We start from the raw sequence: 17,439 nt of genomic DNA on the forward strand, positions 1-17,439 counted from the left end.
ATACATAATAATCGAATGCATCGCTTCATATATTATTTTCATATAATATATGAAGGCGCCTTAAAGAAGAGGAAGATGCGTTTTGAACCCGGCGAAAGGAACAAAAATTTTTGATGTTACTCCGGGCGGGATCAGTTTATTCGGTACTGCGATAGTATCTCGACTTTAAATGCGGCAATAAGTCCATTGATGAATAATTTTTTTAACGCCCTAAATCCTGAAAAGATTCCCGCAATGCATCACTGATTGTATCAACACCGACTACTTGAATATCCGCCGGGAATTCCCAGCCCCCAATATTTGAAGCCGGGATAAAAGCGCGTTTAAACCCTAGCTTCGCCGCTTCCTGAACACGCTGTTCAATACGGGATACACGGCGAACCTCCCCCGTCAGCCCAACTTCCCCAATAAAGCAATCTGTCGGACGCACCGCCTGATCTTTGAAGCTGGAAACGATGCTTGTCAACACAGCCAAATCAATGGCCGGCTCGTCCAGCTTCACACCGCCCGCCACTTTAATATACGCATCTTGCGCTTGCAGCATCATCCCCATGCGCTTTTCCAATACAGCCATTAAAAGCTGAACTCTGTTTTGATCTACCCCTGTTGCCATTCGCTTTGGATAGTTAAAGCTTGTTGGTGTTACGAGCGATTGGATTTCCACGAGAATGGGGCGTGTCCCTTCCATTGACGCAACAATCGTTGAGCCCGGTGCACCTTGTGAGCGCTCCTGCAAAAAAAGCTCGGACGGATTTAATACTTCCTTCAGCCCGCCATGAAGCATTTCAAAAATCGCAATTTCATTTGTGGATCCAAAACGGTTTTTCTGACTGCGTAAAATCCGGTGGTTATGATGGCGTTCCCCTTCAAAATAAAGCACTGTATCCACCATATGCTCCAAAATGCGCGGTCCCGCGATCTGCCCTTCCTTCGTTACGTGGCCGACAAGGAAAATCGCGATATTCTTTGTTTTTGCAATACGCATTAATTCTGCTGTACATTCACGTACTTGCGAAACGCTCCCCGGCGCACTCGTCACTTCCGGATGGTGTACCGTCTGAATCGAATCGACAATCACGAACTTCGGCTGAACTTCATCAATCGTTTGATTTAAAAACTCCAAATTTGTTTCCGAATAAATATAAAGTTCGGGTGATTGTACACCTAACCGTTCCGCACGCAGCTTCGTTTGACGTACAGATTCCTCGCCCGAAATATATAAAACACGCTTCCCTTGATTGGACAGCAGTGCAGATACTTGTAAAAGCAATGTGGATTTCCCGATTCCCGGATCTCCCCCTATCAGCACTAACGAACCCGGGACAATGCCGCCCCCGAGTACACGGTTGAATTCATTCATTTGTGTGACGATACGTGTTTCCTCTTGTACTTCCACCTGAATAATCGGTGTCGCCTTCGTTGTCGTTGAAGAATGCTGGAACACGCCGCGGGGACCTTTCGAAATGATTTCAACTTCTTCGTTCATCGTATTCCATTCACCGCAGCCTGGACAACGCCCCATCCATTTTGCCGCTTCATAGCCACAGCTATTGCACATAAATTTTGATTTTTTTTTCGCCATTTTGCTAGCTCCTTCGAATGTTTGTTCCTATTATTGTACACGAAACATTTTCAAACACCTATTTTTTTTTGCTTGAACTTTTCTAGGTGAATATAAAAAGCGAGGTAAGAAATTTAGCTTTCCTACCTCGCAAATAGTGTTTAGTTTGTTGTTACATTTTCCTGTGTGCGTACAACAAACTCATCATTCGCATAATCGAGCACAACCGTTCGGGATTTGTCTAATGTACCTTTCAGCAGTTCTTCCGATAGGCGATCTTCCACATGTTTTTGCAATGCACGACGTAATGGACGAGCACCGTATTGCGGATCATAGCCTTCCTCTGCAATCTTCTCAAGTGCAGCATCTGTAAGCTGCAATTCAATATCTTGCTCTTTTAGACGCTTCGTTAAAGAGTTGCCCATTAATGCTACGATTTCTTTTAAATGTTCCTTTTCCAGTGAGTGGAAAACAATCATTTCATCAATACGGTTTAAGAACTCTGGTCGGAATGCCTTTTTCAGCTCTTCCAGCATTGTGCCTTTCATGTTTTTATCTTTCGATGCATCACTACCCGCACCAAATCCGACATGCTTACGGAATTTCAACGCATCTGCCCCAACGTTCGATGTCATAATAACAACCGTATTGCGGAAATCTACGACACGCCCTTTCGAATCTGTTAAGCGTCCATCTTCCAACACTTGCAATAAAATGTTGAATACGTCTGGATGCGCCTTTTCGATTTCATCAAGCAGGACAACTGAATATGGTTTACGGCGAACTTTTTCCGTTAATTGTCCACCATCATCAAAGCCTACATAGCCTGGAGGGGAACCGACTAGACGCGAAGTCGAGTGTTTCTCCATATACTCAGACATATCCACGCGAATCATCGCATCCTCATCACCGAACATTACTTCGGCAAGTGCGCGCGCAAGCTCTGTTTTACCGACACCTGTAGGACCAAGGAAGATGAATGAACCAATTGGGCGTTTCGGATCTTTTAATCCTGCGCGTGCACGGCGGATAGCGCGGGAAATTGCTTCTACAGCTTCACTTTGACCGACTACGCGCTTATGCAGCTCTTCCTCAAGGTTCAATAATTTCGCGGATTCCGCCTGCGCAATTTTTGAAACAGGAATTCCTGTCCACATCGCGACAACTTGTGCGATGTCATCCACATGTACAGTTGACTCTTCTTTGCCTTGCTTTTCTTTCCATTCTTTTTTCAGCTGCTCAAGCTCTTGTTTCAGCTTTTGCTCCGAATCGCGCAATGCTGCCGCCTTTTCAAATTCCTGGCTGGAAACAGCGGCATTCTTTTCAGATTTAATGCCTTCTAATTTATCTTCCAGCTCTTTTAAATTAGGCGGTACTGTATATGAACGCAGACGTACTTTTGAACCTGCCTCATCAATTAAGTCAATCGCCTTATCCGGCAAGAAACGATCGGAAATGTAGCGGTCCGATAATTTTGCCGCCGCTTCCACCGCTTCATCGGAAATTTTCACACGGTGATGTGCTTCATAGCGATCACGCAAGCCTTTAATAATTTGAATCGTCTCTTCAACAGATGGCTCATCAACTTGAATCGGCTGGAAACGACGCTCTAATGCAGCATCCTTTTCAATATATTTGCGGTACTCATCAAGCGTTGTCGCACCGATACATTGCAGTTCGCCCCGCGCTAATGACGGTTTTAAAATATTGGATGCATCAATCGCCCCTTCCGCACCGCCAGCACCGATTAATGTATGAAGCTCATCGATGAATAAAATGATGTTGCCCGCTTGGCGTATTTCATCCATCACTTTTTTCAGACGATCTTCAAACTCGCCGCGGTATTTCGTGCCTGCGACAACTGTTCCCATATCTAAAGTCATTACGCGTTTATCACGCAGTATCTCAGGTACTTCGTTGTTAATGATTTGTTGTGCCAATCCTTCGGCAATCGCTGTTTTACCAACACCCGGCTCACCGATTAGAACTGGGTTATTTTTCGTGCGGCGGGATAATACTTCCACAACACGTGTAATTTCTTTTGATCGGCCGATTACCGGGTCAAGCGTGCCTTCTCGCGCTACCGCTGTTAAATCGCGCGCCAAACTATCAAGCGTAGGCGTATTTACAGTTTGCGCCATATTTGAATTGCCGCTATTATTGGCATCATTATTCCCTAATAGCAGTAAAACTTGCTGGCGCGCCTTATTAATGCTTACTCCGGTATTTGCAAGCACTCGTGCCGCGACACCTTCCCCTTCGCGAATTAACGCCAATAATATGTGCTCTGTTCCTACATATGCATGACCTAGTTTGCGTGATTCATCCAAGGAAAGCTCAATTACCTTTTTCGCACGCGGTGTATAATGAACGATCGGGCCAACTTCTTCCGTACCTTTTCCTACTAGTTCCTCAATGCCTGATTCGATCACTTGAGGACTAATATTGATCGCTTCCAATGCTTTTGCAGCAATTCCGCCTCCTTCACGAATTAAGCCAAGTAAAATATGCTCTGTTCCAATTTCTTTATGCTTAAGACGAATCGCTTCTTCTTGAGCAAGCTGTAATACTTTTTGAGCGCGTTGTGTGAATCGATTAAACATCATAGAAAATCCTCTCCTTTTTCCCCATTGTTTGTAGCTTCATCTTGCTCGTTTAACTTATCTTGCAAAAGCTTCGCACGATACATATCGCGTTCTGCCGGCTGCAATGTAGTGCCTATATATTGCTGAATGAGCCCGGGTTGCATTAAAAGCATGCATTCATTTAATTTACGCTGTGAAATGGATTCCAATAATCCTAAACTTACCCCAAGACGGACATTCGATAAACAGCTTGCGGCTTCTTCACTCGGCAGAATTTTTGCATATTTCAAAGTGCCGAGTGAGCGACTTAGACGGTCTTCCAAAATTGAAGGCGCTCGCATTAATAAATTTTTGCGGGCAAGCTTTTCCTTTTGGATTACTTGCTCCACGACCTCTTGAAGCTCCTGTAATATTGTTTCTTCTGATTTTCCTAAAGTGATTTGGTTGGATATTTGATAAATATTCCCTAAATTTTCACTTCCTTCCCCATATATACCCCGCACTACCATTCCTAATCGTGTCATCATCTGTGTTAATGCATTCATTTGTTTAGTCATCGTAAGCGCCGGCAGATGGAGCATGACAGAGGCTCTGAGGCCTGTTCCGACATTTGTTGGGCAGCTCGTCAAATAGCCGTAGCGGTCTTCATATGCATATGCTAACGACTTACTTAAATAGCGGTCGACATTCCTTGCCTTTTCAAATGCTTCTTTTAAGTTCATGCCTTGGGTCAAACTTTGGATGCGAATATGGTCTTCTTCATTTACTAATATGCTAATGGATTCATCTTTTGTTAAGAAAAACGAACCAATTTTTTTTCTTCGCGCTAAATTTGGACTTATGAGATGCTTCTCCACCAAAATTTGCCGTTGTAAAACCGGCATATCTTTTATTTGGAAGTAAGAAAATTGATAAAGATTCGCATCCGTCGATAATAAGGCCTGCCTCATTTTATCTTCAACTGTTTGTGCTTCTTGTTCTGTAAAACTAATCGGAAATCGAGTATCGGCAATATTACGAGCAAGCCGAATGCGCGTGCTAATGACGATATCCGATTCGCTTTCATGCTGCATCCAGCTAGGACTGGCATTCGTTAAGAAATGCTCGATATTCATGCGTCCCCCTCTCCTTCCTTATTTATTTTATTTTCCAGTCCACGTATTTCATCGCGTATAGAAGCAGCATCCTCAAAGCGTTCCTCAGAAATCGCCTGCTGCATCGAGGCACGGAGCTCGCTGATTTGTTGTTCAATTTTTTCGTTTGATGGCGCTTCTTCTACATAGCCTACATGCTGTGTACCTGCTTGAAGCCGCTCGAGTAGCTGTGGTAATTGCTCACTGAATGTTACGTAACACTGGCCACATCCGAATTTGCCTTGCTTTAAAAACTGGCGGTACGAAAAACCGCAAGATGGACATGCTTTTGGACTGGATGCGCTTGCTGTAGCATTTTCCTTTTTTGCGGTCGTCGGCACAAAATTGAACCAATTCGATATAAGTTGCTGAAGGGAAGTCGGTTCTTCACTCACTTCAAATTGGAATGGATGAAATTGAGTTGCACATACTTCACAATAATGACGCTCAACCTTCTGCCCATTGTGAACTTGTGTAACCATTACATTTGCATGGCGCTGTTTACAATGCTCGCATATCATATTTATCCACCTCTACTTTTCAAAAGAAATCGTTTGCAGCATTGCCTGCATAATGCGCGCTCTAAGCTGGTCACGCAGCGGCAAGCCAACTTGCAATGTGACGCGGTCCAATGCCGCTTTCATAATGCTTGCTTCACGCTCGGTAATAATATCCTCTTCTAACAATCGAAAAATAATACGTTCTGCATTCGTCTGTGCAATTGAATTCCCTATTTGCGTATTCATTTCGTCCAATAAATTTTTCTTCGAGTGGAGGGTTACACGCAAAATCCGAATATAACCGCCACCTCCACGCTTACTTTCCACAAAGTAACCATGCTCGGTCGTGAAACGTGTATTTATGACGTAATTGATTTGTGAAGGAGCACAGGCAAATTGCTTCGCTAATTCATTACGCTTTATTTCAATATGTCCTTGTCCGTCTAATTCAATAACTTCCTTCAAATACCCTTCAATTATGTCAGATATATTCCTCATGCTGTCTCTCACCTCTTATCAACTGACTTTGACTATCTTTGACTTAAATATACAATAAGTAATTTTTAAAATGCAAATAATCGCTCTTCCTTAAGGCTTCCCTAATTTCCCGCCGTTAAATCCCTATTTATGTAAAAAAAGCGATAAGATCTGTAGTAACAGACCTTACCGCTTTTTCATGTTAAACCCAGCGCCCTACAATCGGATAGTTCCAATGTTTGTCTGACAACGCGTTTACGATGCCAATGATTGGCGCAATCCAGAAAATGACTAAGAACAATAATAAGAATGGCAAACCGATCAGTAAAATTGTGAAGAATCCCGCAATTGCAATTAAAATTCCAAATACGATTTGGAACAATAGTGCTTGGATCGCCGTACGCTTTACATCTTCTTCGGAACTTATTAAGAAAAATAGAATCGGTACTAGAAAAGGAGCAAAAAATGCGCTTGCATGAATAATAATTTTCGACCATTTAGATTCCATTTGTAATCAACCTCACTTTTTTTTGTTAGTTTATTTACGATTAACGTTCTTAAAAGTTTCACATAGTTAATAAAAAAATCCCGATTTTTAATATCGAGATTTCTCATGGCGTCCATTTACGTTTAGTAAGGTCCTCTATCATTCGGGTTATCCTCTTTTTGAGGGAATAAAAAATAGGAGATAATTGCCGTTAAAATAGTAGCTCCAATGACGATCAAAATTCGATCGCGGTCGCCCACTTCCGCATAATTGTTCACTAGCATAATATACGAAGCAATTGCCACACCAAGCGACAATGGTAAAACAAATTTCAAACGACCTTTATGAAATTTCATCTTTACAACGCCCTTCGCTTAAAAATATATCGGTTTTCGTTAATTTCTATGATACCTCGTTTAACTTTAAAATACAAATTCTTCTCAAATAAGAACTTATTTTGAAATAATACTGATAATTCCCACAAAAAATAGTAAGATATTTGTATCATAAAATTTTGTGAAATGAGGAAGAGTATGGGTATTTTGTTTTCTAAAACAGCAAAAGCTTCAAATAGACCTTACTTTGATTTAGCTAAATATTCTCAAGAAGTTTATTTAGATGTTTCAAAGTATCCAGATTTAAATAAACAGCTTCAATTATTAAAATTGACGAAAGATGATTTAGCGATCATCAAACAGCTTGAGCCGTTCGCCCCGGAATTGATTCCGGTAATGGTGGAGCAATTTTACGGCGCAATCAGTCTAAGTCCGGAGCTAGTAGATATTATAAAAAATACAACTCAAATGGATCGCCTTAAAATTACTTTGTATAAACATTTGGAAGGTATTTTTAAATGTAAAATCGATTCACCTTACATAGAGGAACGCCAAATAATCGCGCATGTTCATGTAAGAATCGGCTTGAAATCAAAATGGTATATCGCTTCGTTCCAGTCTTTAATGACAACATTTATCGAATTCATCGAAAAAGTCGATATGCCAAATTATGATATGGGAAAAGCGGTAAATGCTTTCTCCAAAATCATCAACTTCGAGCAGCAGCTTGTAATTGAAGCATATGAAAAGGAAGAAGAGCGGATCCGTATGGAAAACGAAGATATGAAGCTAAAGCTCATCGACCGTATTCAGAATACTGCTCAAGAATTAAACAATATAAGTGATCTAACGAATGCATCATTGCAGGAAATCGCGAGTCAATCGGAGGAAATTGCGTCCAATACTGCACAAGGCTTGAGCCTGGTGGCGGAAACAGAAGATAAATCCACTACAGGTACAACGTATTTAGTCAATCAAACGGCTATTATGACGACGATTCTGGACCGTGTTGATACATTGGAAACATCGATGGTCACATTGCGTCAATCCTCTCAAAAAATTGCGGACATCGTTGGTTTGGTCACAGGCATTGCCGATCAGACGAATTTACTTGCATTAAACGCATCAATCGAAGCGGCGCGTGCCGGCGAACACGGCAAAGGCTTCGCTGTCGTTGCCGATGAAGTACGTAAACTTGCCGAGGAAACGAAAAATGCAGTGCAAAACGTATCGCATTTAATCAAAGAAACAGAGCTTAATATTACGCAAATGTCCCACTCTGTTTCAAGTGTTGATGAGCAAGTGAAAATGAGTGTCGACACACAAAAAAGCTTGGCTGATTCGTTTACTTCCATTACAGAAGCGGTATCCGGCATTAAAATGCAATACGAAAATACTAACGAGGATATTCATGCAATATCTTCCGTTATTACCGGCCTTACACAAACAACAAATCTCGTATCGACTTCTTCTGATTCGTTGCTGCGCATTGTCCACGAGTTGCATGGCTAACCTCTAAAAGCACCGTTAAAGTTAAATTTGAAAAGGGATATCAAATAGCTTCCGGCTTTGATATCCCTTCTTTTTATCCGCGGCGACTTTTTGATAATGCTCGCTTTTGCTTGCGGTGTTCTTGACGAATTGGACCTGTTTCAAATAAATGACGTTCGAAATCTGTTTCCGGCTCGACACCCGGCACTTCTTTCGGTTTGCCTTTTTCGTCAATGGCGACCATTGTAACGAAAGACTCTGTCGTCAATTTTTTTGCGCCTGTTTTGATATTACGCGTCACGACACGCACATATACTTCCATCGATGTACGCCCAGTTCCTGAAACGACCGCTTCTAGCTCGATCATATCCCCTGCATAGGCGGGTGAAACGAAATCGACCGAGTCAAAAGAAGCAGTAACGACCTCTCCTTGTGAATGTTTCATCGCTGCAATCGCCGCAATCTCATCAATATATGCCAATACTTTCCCACCAAATATAGATTGATGGTGATTTGTATCAGGTGGCAGTACTAATCTTGTTTGGATAGATTTTGAATAACTCATCGGAAATGTTGTTCTCATAATCGACCTCCTTTCTAACATACATTCCATGTTACTATTCGGAAGTTGGAAGTGCTAGTATGAAAATTCAGTAATTCAACTTCATTGTAATAAACTTTAAATCGGTCATTTCCTCTACCGCATACTTAATGCCTTCTTTACCGTAGCCGCTCATTTTCACGCCACCATAAGGCATATTATCCACACGGAATGTTGGAATATCATTAATAATTACCGCCCCTGCTTCAATCTCTTCAGCAGCCTTCATTGCATCTGTTAATACATTTGTATAAATCCCGGCATTCAACGCAAGTTCAGACTCATTTACAAGCGCAATTGCTTCATCCAACGTATCATAGGGAACAATCGAAACAATCGGTGCAAATGTTTCCTCACAAACAACTTTCATATGTGGTTTCACATTTGTCATAACAGTCGGTGTACATGTGCGGTCTGTAAATTCCCCTCCTGTCGCGACAATCGCGCCTTGCCGTTTTGCATCGTCAATCCAGCTTTTTATACGGCTTACCTCATCTGGATGAATCATTGCGCTGACATCGGTTTTTTCATCAAGCGGATTCCCGATAACCAGTTTTGCCGTCTCTTCAACAAACAGCTTCGTAAATGGCTCATAAATCGAAGCATGAACATATATGCGCTGCAGGGAAATACAAACTTGCCCAGCAAAACCGAATGCCCCTCCTACACAGCGTGCCATAATTTTTTCAATCGGGGTTGAAGGCTCCACGATGACCGCTGCATTTGAACCAAGCTCCAACGTTATTTTCCGCAGACCAATCTTTTCTTTTATTTTTAACCCTACCGCACCACTTCCTGTAAATGTCACTTTTTTCACAAGCGGATGTGTCACGAGTGTATCGCTTAATTCCCCACCGCTGCCTGTTACAATTTGAAGTGCCCCGTCCGGCAATCCCGCATCTTTGAAAATTTCCGCCATGACAAGCGCACTTAACGGTGTTTGAGATGCAGGCTTTAATACAACCGTATTCCCTACGGCAAAGGCAGGCCCTAATTTGTGAGCAACTAAATTAAACGGGAAATTAAACGGTGTAATTGCTGATACAACCCCTAATGGCACTCGCTTTGTATAACCGATTCTATCCGTTACACCTGGTGCTGCATCCATTGGAATTGTTTCGCCTGTGCTTTGTTTTGCCGCTTCTGCCGCGAATTGATATGTCGCAATTGTTCGATCTATTTCTCCCAAGCCAGCTGCCAACGGTTTTGCTGCTTCGCTAGCCAAAATTTCTGCCAGCTCCTGTTTTCTCTCTCGCATAATCGTCACGACTTTATATAAAATTTCCGCACGTTCATATGCAGGCATCTTTTTAAAAGATTGAAATGTTTTATGCGCCCCTTCAATCGCACGCTCTACATCAGCTACCGTCGCTTTTGCTACTTTTGCGAGAATTTCGCCCGTATAAGGCGCTTTTAGTTCACTTGTTTCTGCTGTACTTTCCCATGCGCCATCTATCCATAATTTTGCTTCTTTCATGTTCATCACTCCTCTATATTGTTTACCCAAATTAAAGAAATATATCGAGAATATCAAATACCCCGAAAAATGCTGCGTCATTAATGAAACCGCTCATATTAAGCGCCTGCATAAATAATAGACTGTCATTGAAATCGGCTAGCGCATCATTATCAATTAGCTGCTGCAGTACATACTGGGTCGCTGTCATGAGCGCATAATCCTGCTCTGCTGCATACATGGAAAGCTTCACTAAATCTTGCTTCATCCCTATAATTTCATCCACGGCTCCGGTTGTTGCCGCTGTTAAGGCGAGTAAAGCTAAATACGGATAAAACCTTTTCTTTATTTTTATATTACAGCTAGTAAATGACTGTTTAATTGCTACAACATAATCGACCAGTACTGGCTGAAATGCTTCATTGTACAATGTTAAAAGCTGTGTCGCCGCTTGTAAAGCATCCCCGCCCTTAAAGCCCTTCTTCGATAGGGCATCGTAATATTTCCGCATCGTTTTGGCTTGCCTTATCGGATCTTCTTGCTGCTTTGTCAATAATACTGCATATGGGATATCATCTTTGCCAGTTAAGAAAAAGTGGTGTTTTTTCATTTCCTCATAAAGTGTTTTTGCCCGGATAGCATGCGCTTCATCCGTTAAAAACAGTGCGGCGATATTTTGATATGAACTGTTTTTGAAGCCTGCCTTTACCAATGCCTTTTCGTTTGAAATCAATCGTTCAAGCTCTTGCTCAGGCTCTAGATGCAATACAAGATGTGCTAAAACTTTATAAGTTAATACAGATTTATTTGACGGTGTTGCTAAAAATTCAATTAATGTTTGTTTCGGCTGATACTTATGTAATTTTTCTACGTTCGCTTCAAATTGCAATCCATTGAATGTTTCACGTGAAAATGTAAATTGGACAGCTAACGGAATTCGAACATTGCTGGATACATCCGCCCCGAAAAAGAGCGCCATTCGCTCATAGTTATGTTCAAATAATTGTATAAATGATGTTTTGTCCATGTCCTCACACTCCTATTCATTATTATACGCCTAAATTTTTGAAGTGAAAAAGCATTGGATTTTTTCGCATATAAAAAGAGTAAACACCGATGATTAGCCATCAGCGTTTACTCTCCGGTTTATGTTTGAAGCTGCTCAAGCTCTTCTTTTGTGAATGCCCGTGATCTTGATAAAAAGCGCCTTCCTTCGACGCCTTCCAATGAAAACATGCCACCACGTCCATCGACGACATCAATAATAATTTGCGTATGCTTCCAATAATCATATTGGTTTTTATGCATATAAAACGGACTGTCACCAATGCGGCCTAAAAGCACATCTTGATTGCCGATGATTAGGTCGCCATCAGGATAGCACATAGGTGAAGAGCCATCACAGCAGCCGCCTGATTGATGGAACATAATCGGGCCATGGCGCTCCTTTAACTTCTCGATTAATTGCAGTGCCGAATCGGTTGCGACTACGCGTTCAACCAAATTTCGCACCCCCTCTCTTAGAAGAAGCCTAAGCGGTTTTCATCATAGCTTACTAACAGGTTTTTCGTTTGCTGGTAATGGCTCAGCATCATTTTATGGTTTTCACGGCCGACACCACTCATTTTATAGCCGCCAAATGCTGCGTGCGCAGGGTAAGCATGGTAGCAGTTTGTCCAAACACGGCCTGCTTGAATGCCGCGGCCAAAGCGGTATGCCGTATTCATATCGCGCGTCCATACACCCGAGCCTAAACCATATAATGTGTCATTCGCAATTTCCAATGCTTCTTCCTTCGTCTTGAATGTTGTAACAGCGACAACCGGACCAAAGATCTCCTCTTGGAAAATCCGCATTTTATTATGGCCTTTAAATACAGTCGGTTTAATATAATAACCTTCCGCATAATCGCCGCCAAGATCATTCTTTTCGCCGCCGATCAAGCACTCAGCGCCTTCTTCTTTGCCAATTTGTAAATATGATTGGATTTTTTCCATTTGCTCTGACGAAGCTTGAGCACCCATCATCGTATCTGTATCTAAAGGATTCCCTGTTTTGATTGCTTCTACACGCTTTAAGACGCGCTCCATAAATTTTTCGTAAATCGATTCCTGAATAAGTGCACGAGAAGGACATGTACATACTTCCCCTTGGTTTAACGCGAATAATACAAAACCTTCCACCGCTTTATCCAAAAATGCATCATCAGCATCCATAATATCTTCAAAGAAAATATTCGGTGATTTACCGCCTAATTCCAATGTAACGGGGATTAAATTTTGTGACGCATATTGCATAATTAAGCGCCCTGTCGTCGTCTCGCCAGTAAAGGCGATTTTGCCGATGCGCGGATTCGAAGCTAACGGTTTTCCTGCTTCCAAACCGAAACCATTCACAACATTCAGCACACCTGGCGGCAATAGATCTTCAATCAGCTCAACCAGCACTAAAATTGATGCTGGTGTTTGCTCTGCAGGCTTCAATACGACACAATTTCCTGCCGCAAGCGCTGGTGCAAGCTTCCATACTGCCATAAGCAACGGGAAGTTCCATGGGATAATTTGTCCGACAACACCAATCGGCTCATGGAAATGATATGCAACTGTATTGTCATCAATTTGGCTAAGCGAGCCTTCCTGAGCACGTAAAGCCCCGGCAAAATAGCGGAAGTGGTCAATGCCAAGAGGCAGATCCGCATTCAATGTCTCCCTTACCGCTTTACCGTTATCCCAGGTTTCTGCAACCGCCAGCATTTCAAGGTTTTGTTCCATGCGATCCGCAATTTTCAGCAAAATATTGGCACGCTCCGTTGCAGACGTCCTACCCCAAGCGTCTTTTGCCGCATGGGCCGCATCTAAAGCGAGTTCGATATCTTCTTCAGTTGAACGAGCTACTTGCGTGAATGCTTTACCTGTAACAGGTGTTACATTGTCAAAATACTCCCCTTTAACCGGCGCTGTCCATTTACCGCCGATAAAGTTGTCATAGCGCTCCTTAAAATTCACTATTGCGCCGTCCGTGTTTGGATTTTGATACACTGCTGCCATTGAAATCTCTCCCCTTTGCATAAATTGTTTTGACAATACCTTCACATACAGGATGTACCGGGATCTATGCTGAAATTTCTTTATTTGTGAGAAGTATCTTCAACTATTATATTGTCAGAAAAGTTATATTATTTCAAATATTAAACTACAATTTTCCGAAGATTTTATAATCAACATTCTGCTATACTGGTAATTATTACTATTACATTAAAGGAAGTATATATATGAAACGCCTTATCGCTCTTTCTATTTTAATATTTACGCCATTTTTCTTTACAAAAATAACGTACGCTTCTTCAATGGAAACGATACAGATTGAGGAAGAAACAACCGCTCGCTTCCATTTGCATAATGGGCAGGAAGTAAAGTATATTACTTTTTCAAAAGGGGAAACTTACAGCGCCGTTTTAGAGGATTCCTCATGGTTGATCGAAGCGGGAAATGCAAAAGTCCAAATTGGCGAACAGCGGGCAAGACGCCTGAATGAAAAAATACAGCCTGCTAAAAACAAAAACAAAGTACAGATTTTAACACATGAAACTGTCCCTGTTTATGCTTCCCATCACGGCAAAGGCAAGCCAATCGCCATATTAGGCCAAAACACGCGCATTAGCTCAAATGGTGTAAAGGGCAACTATTATGAGATCGTCATCGGGGGCAAGCTTGGATATGTCCCTATAAGCAAAATGGAGATTGATAGCGGAATTCCTATACTGATTTATCATCACTTTGTAAAAGATATTAAAAACTCTTATTTCCGTAACAATGTATCGGTTGTCGATATTGACCATTTCGAACAACAAATGACGTTCTTGAACGATGAAAACTTTACAACGGTTTCTCTGAAAGATGTGGATTTATGGATGCAAAAGAAACAGGCACTTCCTGCAAAAGTGGTCGCCCTGACATTTGATGATGCAAACCTATCATTGGAAAAAATGGTTTATCCAATTTTACAGGGGAAAAATATGTACGGAACTACATTTGTCATCGGCAATCGTGTGAAAGATGAGACACCGGAATTTAATAGTGAAGCCGAAAAAGTTCAGTTTTCAGGCTTTAACGAGCTTCACAATGTGATGGAACGAATCGAGATCGAACATCATACATATGCACTGCATGTTTATGATCAAGCATTAAAGAGAAGCCAGCTTCAGCTTACATCGAATCGCGGTTTGCATTACGACCTGCAGCAAGCAAATGAGGTTTTTCAGCGAATAGATCCAAACATACAAGCACAGTACTATTCATATCCATTTGGGAAGTTCAATAAAAATCATGAGGCAACACTTATAGAAAACAATATTTCGCTCGCATTTTTAAATAGAGGCGGCAAAACGGAAATGACGAGCCCGCGATTATATGTGCCCCGTATACCTATACAAAATTCCATGCCGCTCGAGCATTTTAAAACATTAATTCAAAATTAACGGCCCACTTCTAAAACGTAGCGCTGCGAATTTATGCTGTATTTAATGTATACTGGAGATATTCTATTAGTAGGTGAAAAATTATGCGTATAAATAAATTTTTAGCAGAAACAGGCATCGTGTCGCGTCGCGGTGCAGATAAATGGGTTGAAGAAGGACGAGTAACGATTAATGGCATACTCGCAGAAAATGGAAGTCAAGTAGAGGCAGGCGATGAAGTTTTTGTTGACGGCAAGCCTGTGAAAAGAGAAGAGCAGCTTGTATATATTGTGTTGAACAAGCCTGTTGGGATTACGAGTACAACAGAAAAACATATCGAAGGAAATGTCGTAGATTTTATAAACCATCCGTTGCGTATTTTCCATATCGGCCGTTTGGACAAAGATTCAGAGGGGTTGCTTCTTCTGACAAATGACGGAGATATAGTAAACGAAATTTTACGTGCGGAAAACCATCATGAAAAGGAATATGTCGTCCAAGTCGATAAGCCGATTACCGACAAATTCATTCTCGATATGAGCTCGGGAGTGGAAATTTTGGATACGACGACACTTCCTTGCCGCGTCGAAAAAATTTCCTCCAAAGTATTCAAAATTATTTTGGAGCAAGGCTTAAACCGTCAAATCCGCCGTATGTGCTCTGCGCTTGGCTATTCTGTACAGCGACTTCAGCGCATCCGTATTATGAATATTCATATCGGCAATTTAAAAGTCGGGCAATGGCGTGACCTTACAGATAAAGAAAAAAATGAACTATTTCAATTACTAAACTACACACCAAAGCAATAAGTATCAATTCTCATCAAACGATGGAGCTACTTATTTTGCGTAGGGGGCATCATTATGTTGACGATCCAGCCAACTGAGAATTTAACAGGATTAACAGTAAGCGGGGATTATTGGGATTTGGATGATTTAATTCATGCTATTTATGAAGTCATCGGAGAAGAAAAGCGCTATTTTCATTTTGAAGGTGTGCGGCAGCGCTTGCTCACTGTTTGCCTGAAAATGCGTCAAGCTTCTAAAGGGGAGCATGGCATTGATTATATAGCAAACGGGATAAGCAAAGATGCACTGAAGAGAATGAACGCTATCATCCCTGAGAAAAATATTTATTATAGTGTGAACTTACTTACACCCGAGCTTATTTTTTCCGCGCTCGCATTGAATGATTTTGTTTCGCTTTACAAAGAAACGGTCGATGACTCGGAATGGAGCATCGCTGTGACATCGATTCGCAAGTTTCAGTCACTCGTTGCTAATTCCATCGCGGCATTCATTCCCGAGGGTCATTATATGTTGTTTTTAACAACGCTCCATACGAAATCGCCACTGTTTCATCAGTATGCTACACAGTATGTCGATTTATTGAATCTGGAATATTTGTCGCTGTCAAAAGATGAACGCGAAGAGCATATGACATCATTTGCTTTACGCTTTTTAACGGAAGATGAGACTTATAAAGTGCTAGTTCAACAGCTTCTGGATGTGACAAGTGTTTCGAAGCAATCATTATATGAGGTGGAACTAACTTTAAAGTATCCAAATGACGAATCAATCATTTGGTAAAGAACAAGGAAAAGACGCATGGAGTATAACTGTTCCATGCGCCTTTTTTGGCTTAAATTCTACAAGCCTCCTAAATAGGCTGCCCTCACTTCGTCGCTTTCCTGCAGTTCTTTGGCTGATCCTGCAAGCACTATTTTGCCCGTTTCCAAAACATAGGCGCGGTGTGCTACCGACAATGCCATATGCGCATTTTGCTCGACTAGTAAAACCGTAACGCCTTCTTTATTGACCATTTCAATAATATTGAAGATGTTTTTTACCATAAGCGGTGCAAGACCCATCGATGGTTCATCCATAATAATAAGCTTTGGCTTGGCCATTAAAGCACGTCCCATCGCAAGCATTTGTTGCTCACCGCCTGATAATGTTCCCGAAAGCTGTTTGCGCCGTTCCAATAGACGGGGGAATAACTCAAAAACATGCTCCATATCCTTTTTGATTCCGTCTCTATCCGAGCGTAAATATGCCCCTAGTTCCAAATTTTCCTCCACCGTCATATTCGAAAATACACGACGTCCTTCTGGTACATGCGAAAGACCCGCCTTCACGATGGATTGCGCTGGCTTGCCGTCAATTGCGGAACCTAAATATTCAATCGATCCACGCTTTGGCTTCAGCAACCCGGAAATCGTCTTCAGCAATGTACTTTTCCCCGCACCGTTCGCACCGATTAATGTAACGATTTCACCTTCATTTACTTCGAGGGAGATTCCTTTCAATGCTTGGATATTACCATAAAACACATCGATATCATTGATTTTCAGCATA

General features: G+C 41.7%; 17 protein-coding genes. 4 read left to right on the top strand and 13 right to left on the bottom strand.

Annotation, left to right across the window (positions count from 1 at the left end):
* Positions 1-202: 202 nt before the first annotated feature.
* The 7 genes from radA to ACTHOQ_RS07435 all read right to left on the bottom strand — a co-directional run bounded on the left by radA (position 203) and on the right by ACTHOQ_RS07435 (position 7,099).
* Complete coding sequence (gene radA, locus ACTHOQ_RS07405; protein ID WP_440495173.1) at positions 203-1,582, bottom strand: DNA repair protein RadA; 1,380 nt, start codon at positions 1,580-1,582, stop codon at positions 203-205.
* Between the two features lie 140 nt (positions 1,583-1,722).
* Positions 1,723-4,167, bottom strand: coding sequence for an ATP-dependent Clp protease ATP-binding subunit (locus tag ACTHOQ_RS07410; protein WP_440495174.1), 2,445 nt, complete (start codon positions 4,165-4,167; stop codon positions 1,723-1,725).
* Complete coding sequence (gene mcsB, locus ACTHOQ_RS07415; protein WP_440495175.1) at positions 4,164-5,261, bottom strand: protein-arginine kinase McsB; 1,098 nt, start codon at positions 5,259-5,261, stop codon at positions 4,164-4,166. Before mcsB ends, ACTHOQ_RS07410 begins: the two co-directional genes overlap by 4 nt.
* Positions 5,258-5,800, bottom strand: a complete 543-nt coding sequence (locus ACTHOQ_RS07420; protein ID WP_440495176.1) for a UvrB/UvrC motif-containing protein — start codon at positions 5,798-5,800, stop codon at positions 5,258-5,260. Before ACTHOQ_RS07420 ends, mcsB begins: the two co-directional genes overlap by 4 nt.
* Positions 5,801-5,812: 12 nt before the next feature.
* Complete coding sequence (locus tag ACTHOQ_RS07425; RefSeq protein ID WP_440495177.1) at positions 5,813-6,277, bottom strand: CtsR family transcriptional regulator; 465 nt, start codon at positions 6,275-6,277, stop codon at positions 5,813-5,815.
* A gap of 181 nt (positions 6,278-6,458) precedes the next feature.
* Positions 6,459-6,764 carry a magnetosome magnetite crystal formation protein family gene (locus tag ACTHOQ_RS07430; protein WP_440495179.1) on the bottom strand — a complete coding sequence of 102 codons (306 nt, stop codon included), beginning with the start codon at positions 6,762-6,764 and terminating at the stop codon, positions 6,459-6,461.
* 122 nt (positions 6,765-6,886) lie between these two features.
* Complete coding sequence (locus tag ACTHOQ_RS07435) at positions 6,887-7,099, bottom strand: acyltransferase (protein ID WP_440495180.1); 213 nt, start codon at positions 7,097-7,099, stop codon at positions 6,887-6,889.
* A 177-nt stretch (positions 7,100-7,276) separates the two neighbouring features.
* On the opposite strand from ACTHOQ_RS07435, the gene ACTHOQ_RS07440 reads away from it, so the two are divergent.
* Positions 7,277-8,590, top strand: coding sequence for a globin-coupled sensor protein (locus tag ACTHOQ_RS07440; RefSeq protein ID WP_440495181.1), 1,314 nt, complete (start codon positions 7,277-7,279; stop codon positions 8,588-8,590).
* Positions 8,591-8,663: 73 nt separating this feature from the next.
* Here the strand turns inward: ACTHOQ_RS07440 and ACTHOQ_RS07445 are convergent, their stop codons facing one another.
* From ACTHOQ_RS07445 to adh, 5 genes are all read right to left on the bottom strand, one after another.
* Positions 8,664-9,152, bottom strand: coding sequence for an acyl-CoA thioesterase (locus ACTHOQ_RS07445; RefSeq protein ID WP_440495183.1), 489 nt, complete (start codon positions 9,150-9,152; stop codon positions 8,664-8,666).
* Between the two features lie 67 nt (positions 9,153-9,219).
* Positions 9,220-10,647 carry an aldehyde dehydrogenase family protein gene (locus ACTHOQ_RS07450; RefSeq protein ID WP_440495184.1) on the bottom strand — a complete coding sequence of 476 codons (1,428 nt, stop codon included), beginning with the start codon at positions 10,645-10,647 and terminating at the stop codon, positions 9,220-9,222.
* Between the two features lie 31 nt (positions 10,648-10,678).
* A complete protein-coding gene (locus ACTHOQ_RS07455; RefSeq protein ID WP_440495185.1) occupies positions 10,679-11,653 on the bottom strand; it encodes a DUF4003 family protein in 975 nt (324 codons plus the stop codon).
* 119 nt (positions 11,654-11,772) lie between these two features.
* A complete protein-coding gene (locus ACTHOQ_RS07460) occupies positions 11,773-12,129 on the bottom strand; it encodes a DUF779 domain-containing protein (RefSeq protein ID WP_440495187.1) in 357 nt (118 codons plus the stop codon).
* Between the two features lie 17 nt (positions 12,130-12,146).
* The gene (adh, locus tag ACTHOQ_RS07465) at positions 12,147-13,673 is read right to left on the bottom strand and encodes an aldehyde dehydrogenase (RefSeq protein WP_440495188.1); all 1,527 of its coding nucleotides are present in this window, start codon (positions 13,671-13,673) and stop codon (positions 12,147-12,149) included.
* A gap of 224 nt (positions 13,674-13,897) precedes the next feature.
* Here adh and ACTHOQ_RS07470 point away from each other — a divergent pair, with 224 nt between their 5' ends.
* The 3 genes from ACTHOQ_RS07470 to ACTHOQ_RS07480 all read left to right on the top strand — a co-directional run bounded on the left by ACTHOQ_RS07470 (position 13,898) and on the right by ACTHOQ_RS07480 (position 16,671).
* Entirely contained in the window at positions 13,898-15,103 is a 1,206-nt protein-coding gene (locus tag ACTHOQ_RS07470; RefSeq protein WP_440495190.1) for a polysaccharide deacetylase family protein, read from the top strand.
* A gap of 83 nt (positions 15,104-15,186) precedes the next feature.
* Entirely contained in the window at positions 15,187-15,891 is a 705-nt protein-coding gene (gene rluF, locus ACTHOQ_RS07475; protein ID WP_440495191.1) for a 23S rRNA pseudouridine(2604) synthase RluF, read from the top strand.
* Positions 15,892-15,945: 54 nt separating this feature from the next.
* Positions 15,946-16,671 carry a DUF6904 family protein gene (locus ACTHOQ_RS07480; protein WP_440495192.1) on the top strand — a complete coding sequence of 242 codons (726 nt, stop codon included), beginning with the start codon at positions 15,946-15,948 and terminating at the stop codon, positions 16,669-16,671.
* Positions 16,672-16,730: 59 nt separating this feature from the next.
* On the opposite strand, the gene ACTHOQ_RS07485 is transcribed toward ACTHOQ_RS07480, so the two are convergent.
* Complete coding sequence (locus tag ACTHOQ_RS07485; RefSeq protein ID WP_440495193.1) at positions 16,731-17,438, bottom strand: ABC transporter ATP-binding protein; 708 nt, start codon at positions 17,436-17,438, stop codon at positions 16,731-16,733.
* Position 17,439: the final 1 nt, after the last annotated feature.

It is taken from the genome of Solibacillus silvestris, assembly GCF_051967575.1.
GTDB classification, from domain to species: domain Bacteria; phylum Bacillota; class Bacilli; order Bacillales_A; family Planococcaceae; genus Solibacillus; species Solibacillus silvestris_B.

Bases quoted from the DNA above. Each gene is read 5' to 3' on its own strand.
- ACTHOQ_RS07440 (WP_440495181.1), top strand. From the start codon at position 7,277: ATGGGTATTTTGTTTTCTAAAACAGCAAAAGCTTCAAATAGACCTTAC.
- ACTHOQ_RS07435 (WP_440495180.1), bottom strand. From the start codon at position 7,099: ATGAAATTTCATAAAGGTCGTTTGAAATTTGTTTTACCATTGTCGCTT.
- mcsB (WP_440495175.1), bottom strand. From the start codon at position 5,261: ATGAATATCGAGCATTTCTTAACGAATGCCAGTCCTAGCTGGATGCAG.
- ACTHOQ_RS07455 (WP_440495185.1), bottom strand. From the start codon at position 11,653: ATGGACAAAACATCATTTATACAATTATTTGAACATAACTATGAGCGA.
- ACTHOQ_RS07480 (WP_440495192.1), top strand. From the start codon at position 15,946: ATGTTGACGATCCAGCCAACTGAGAATTTAACAGGATTAACAGTAAGC.
- adh (WP_440495188.1), bottom strand. From the start codon at position 13,673: ATGGCAGCAGTGTATCAAAATCCAAACACGGACGGCGCAATAGTGAAT.
- ACTHOQ_RS07420 (WP_440495176.1), bottom strand. From the start codon at position 5,800: ATGATATGCGAGCATTGTAAACAGCGCCATGCAAATGTAATGGTTACA.
- ACTHOQ_RS07430 (WP_440495179.1), bottom strand. From the start codon at position 6,764: ATGGAATCTAAATGGTCGAAAATTATTATTCATGCAAGCGCATTTTTT.
- radA (WP_440495173.1), bottom strand. From the start codon at position 1,582: ATGGCGAAAAAAAAATCAAAATTTATGTGCAATAGCTGTGGCTATGAA.
- ACTHOQ_RS07410 (WP_440495174.1), bottom strand. From the start codon at position 4,167: ATGATGTTTAATCGATTCACACAACGCGCTCAAAAAGTATTACAGCTT.
- ACTHOQ_RS07485 (WP_440495193.1), bottom strand. From the start codon at position 17,438: ATGCTGAAAATCAATGATATCGATGTGTTTTATGGTAATATCCAAGCA.
- ACTHOQ_RS07425 (WP_440495177.1), bottom strand. From the start codon at position 6,277: ATGAGGAATATATCTGACATAATTGAAGGGTATTTGAAGGAAGTTATT.
- ACTHOQ_RS07445 (WP_440495183.1), bottom strand. From the start codon at position 9,152: ATGAGAACAACATTTCCGATGAGTTATTCAAAATCTATCCAAACAAGA.
- ACTHOQ_RS07470 (WP_440495190.1), top strand. From the start codon at position 13,898: ATGAAACGCCTTATCGCTCTTTCTATTTTAATATTTACGCCATTTTTC.
- rluF (WP_440495191.1), top strand. From the start codon at position 15,187: ATGCGTATAAATAAATTTTTAGCAGAAACAGGCATCGTGTCGCGTCGC.
- ACTHOQ_RS07450 (WP_440495184.1), bottom strand. From the start codon at position 10,647: ATGAAAGAAGCAAAATTATGGATAGATGGCGCATGGGAAAGTACAGCA.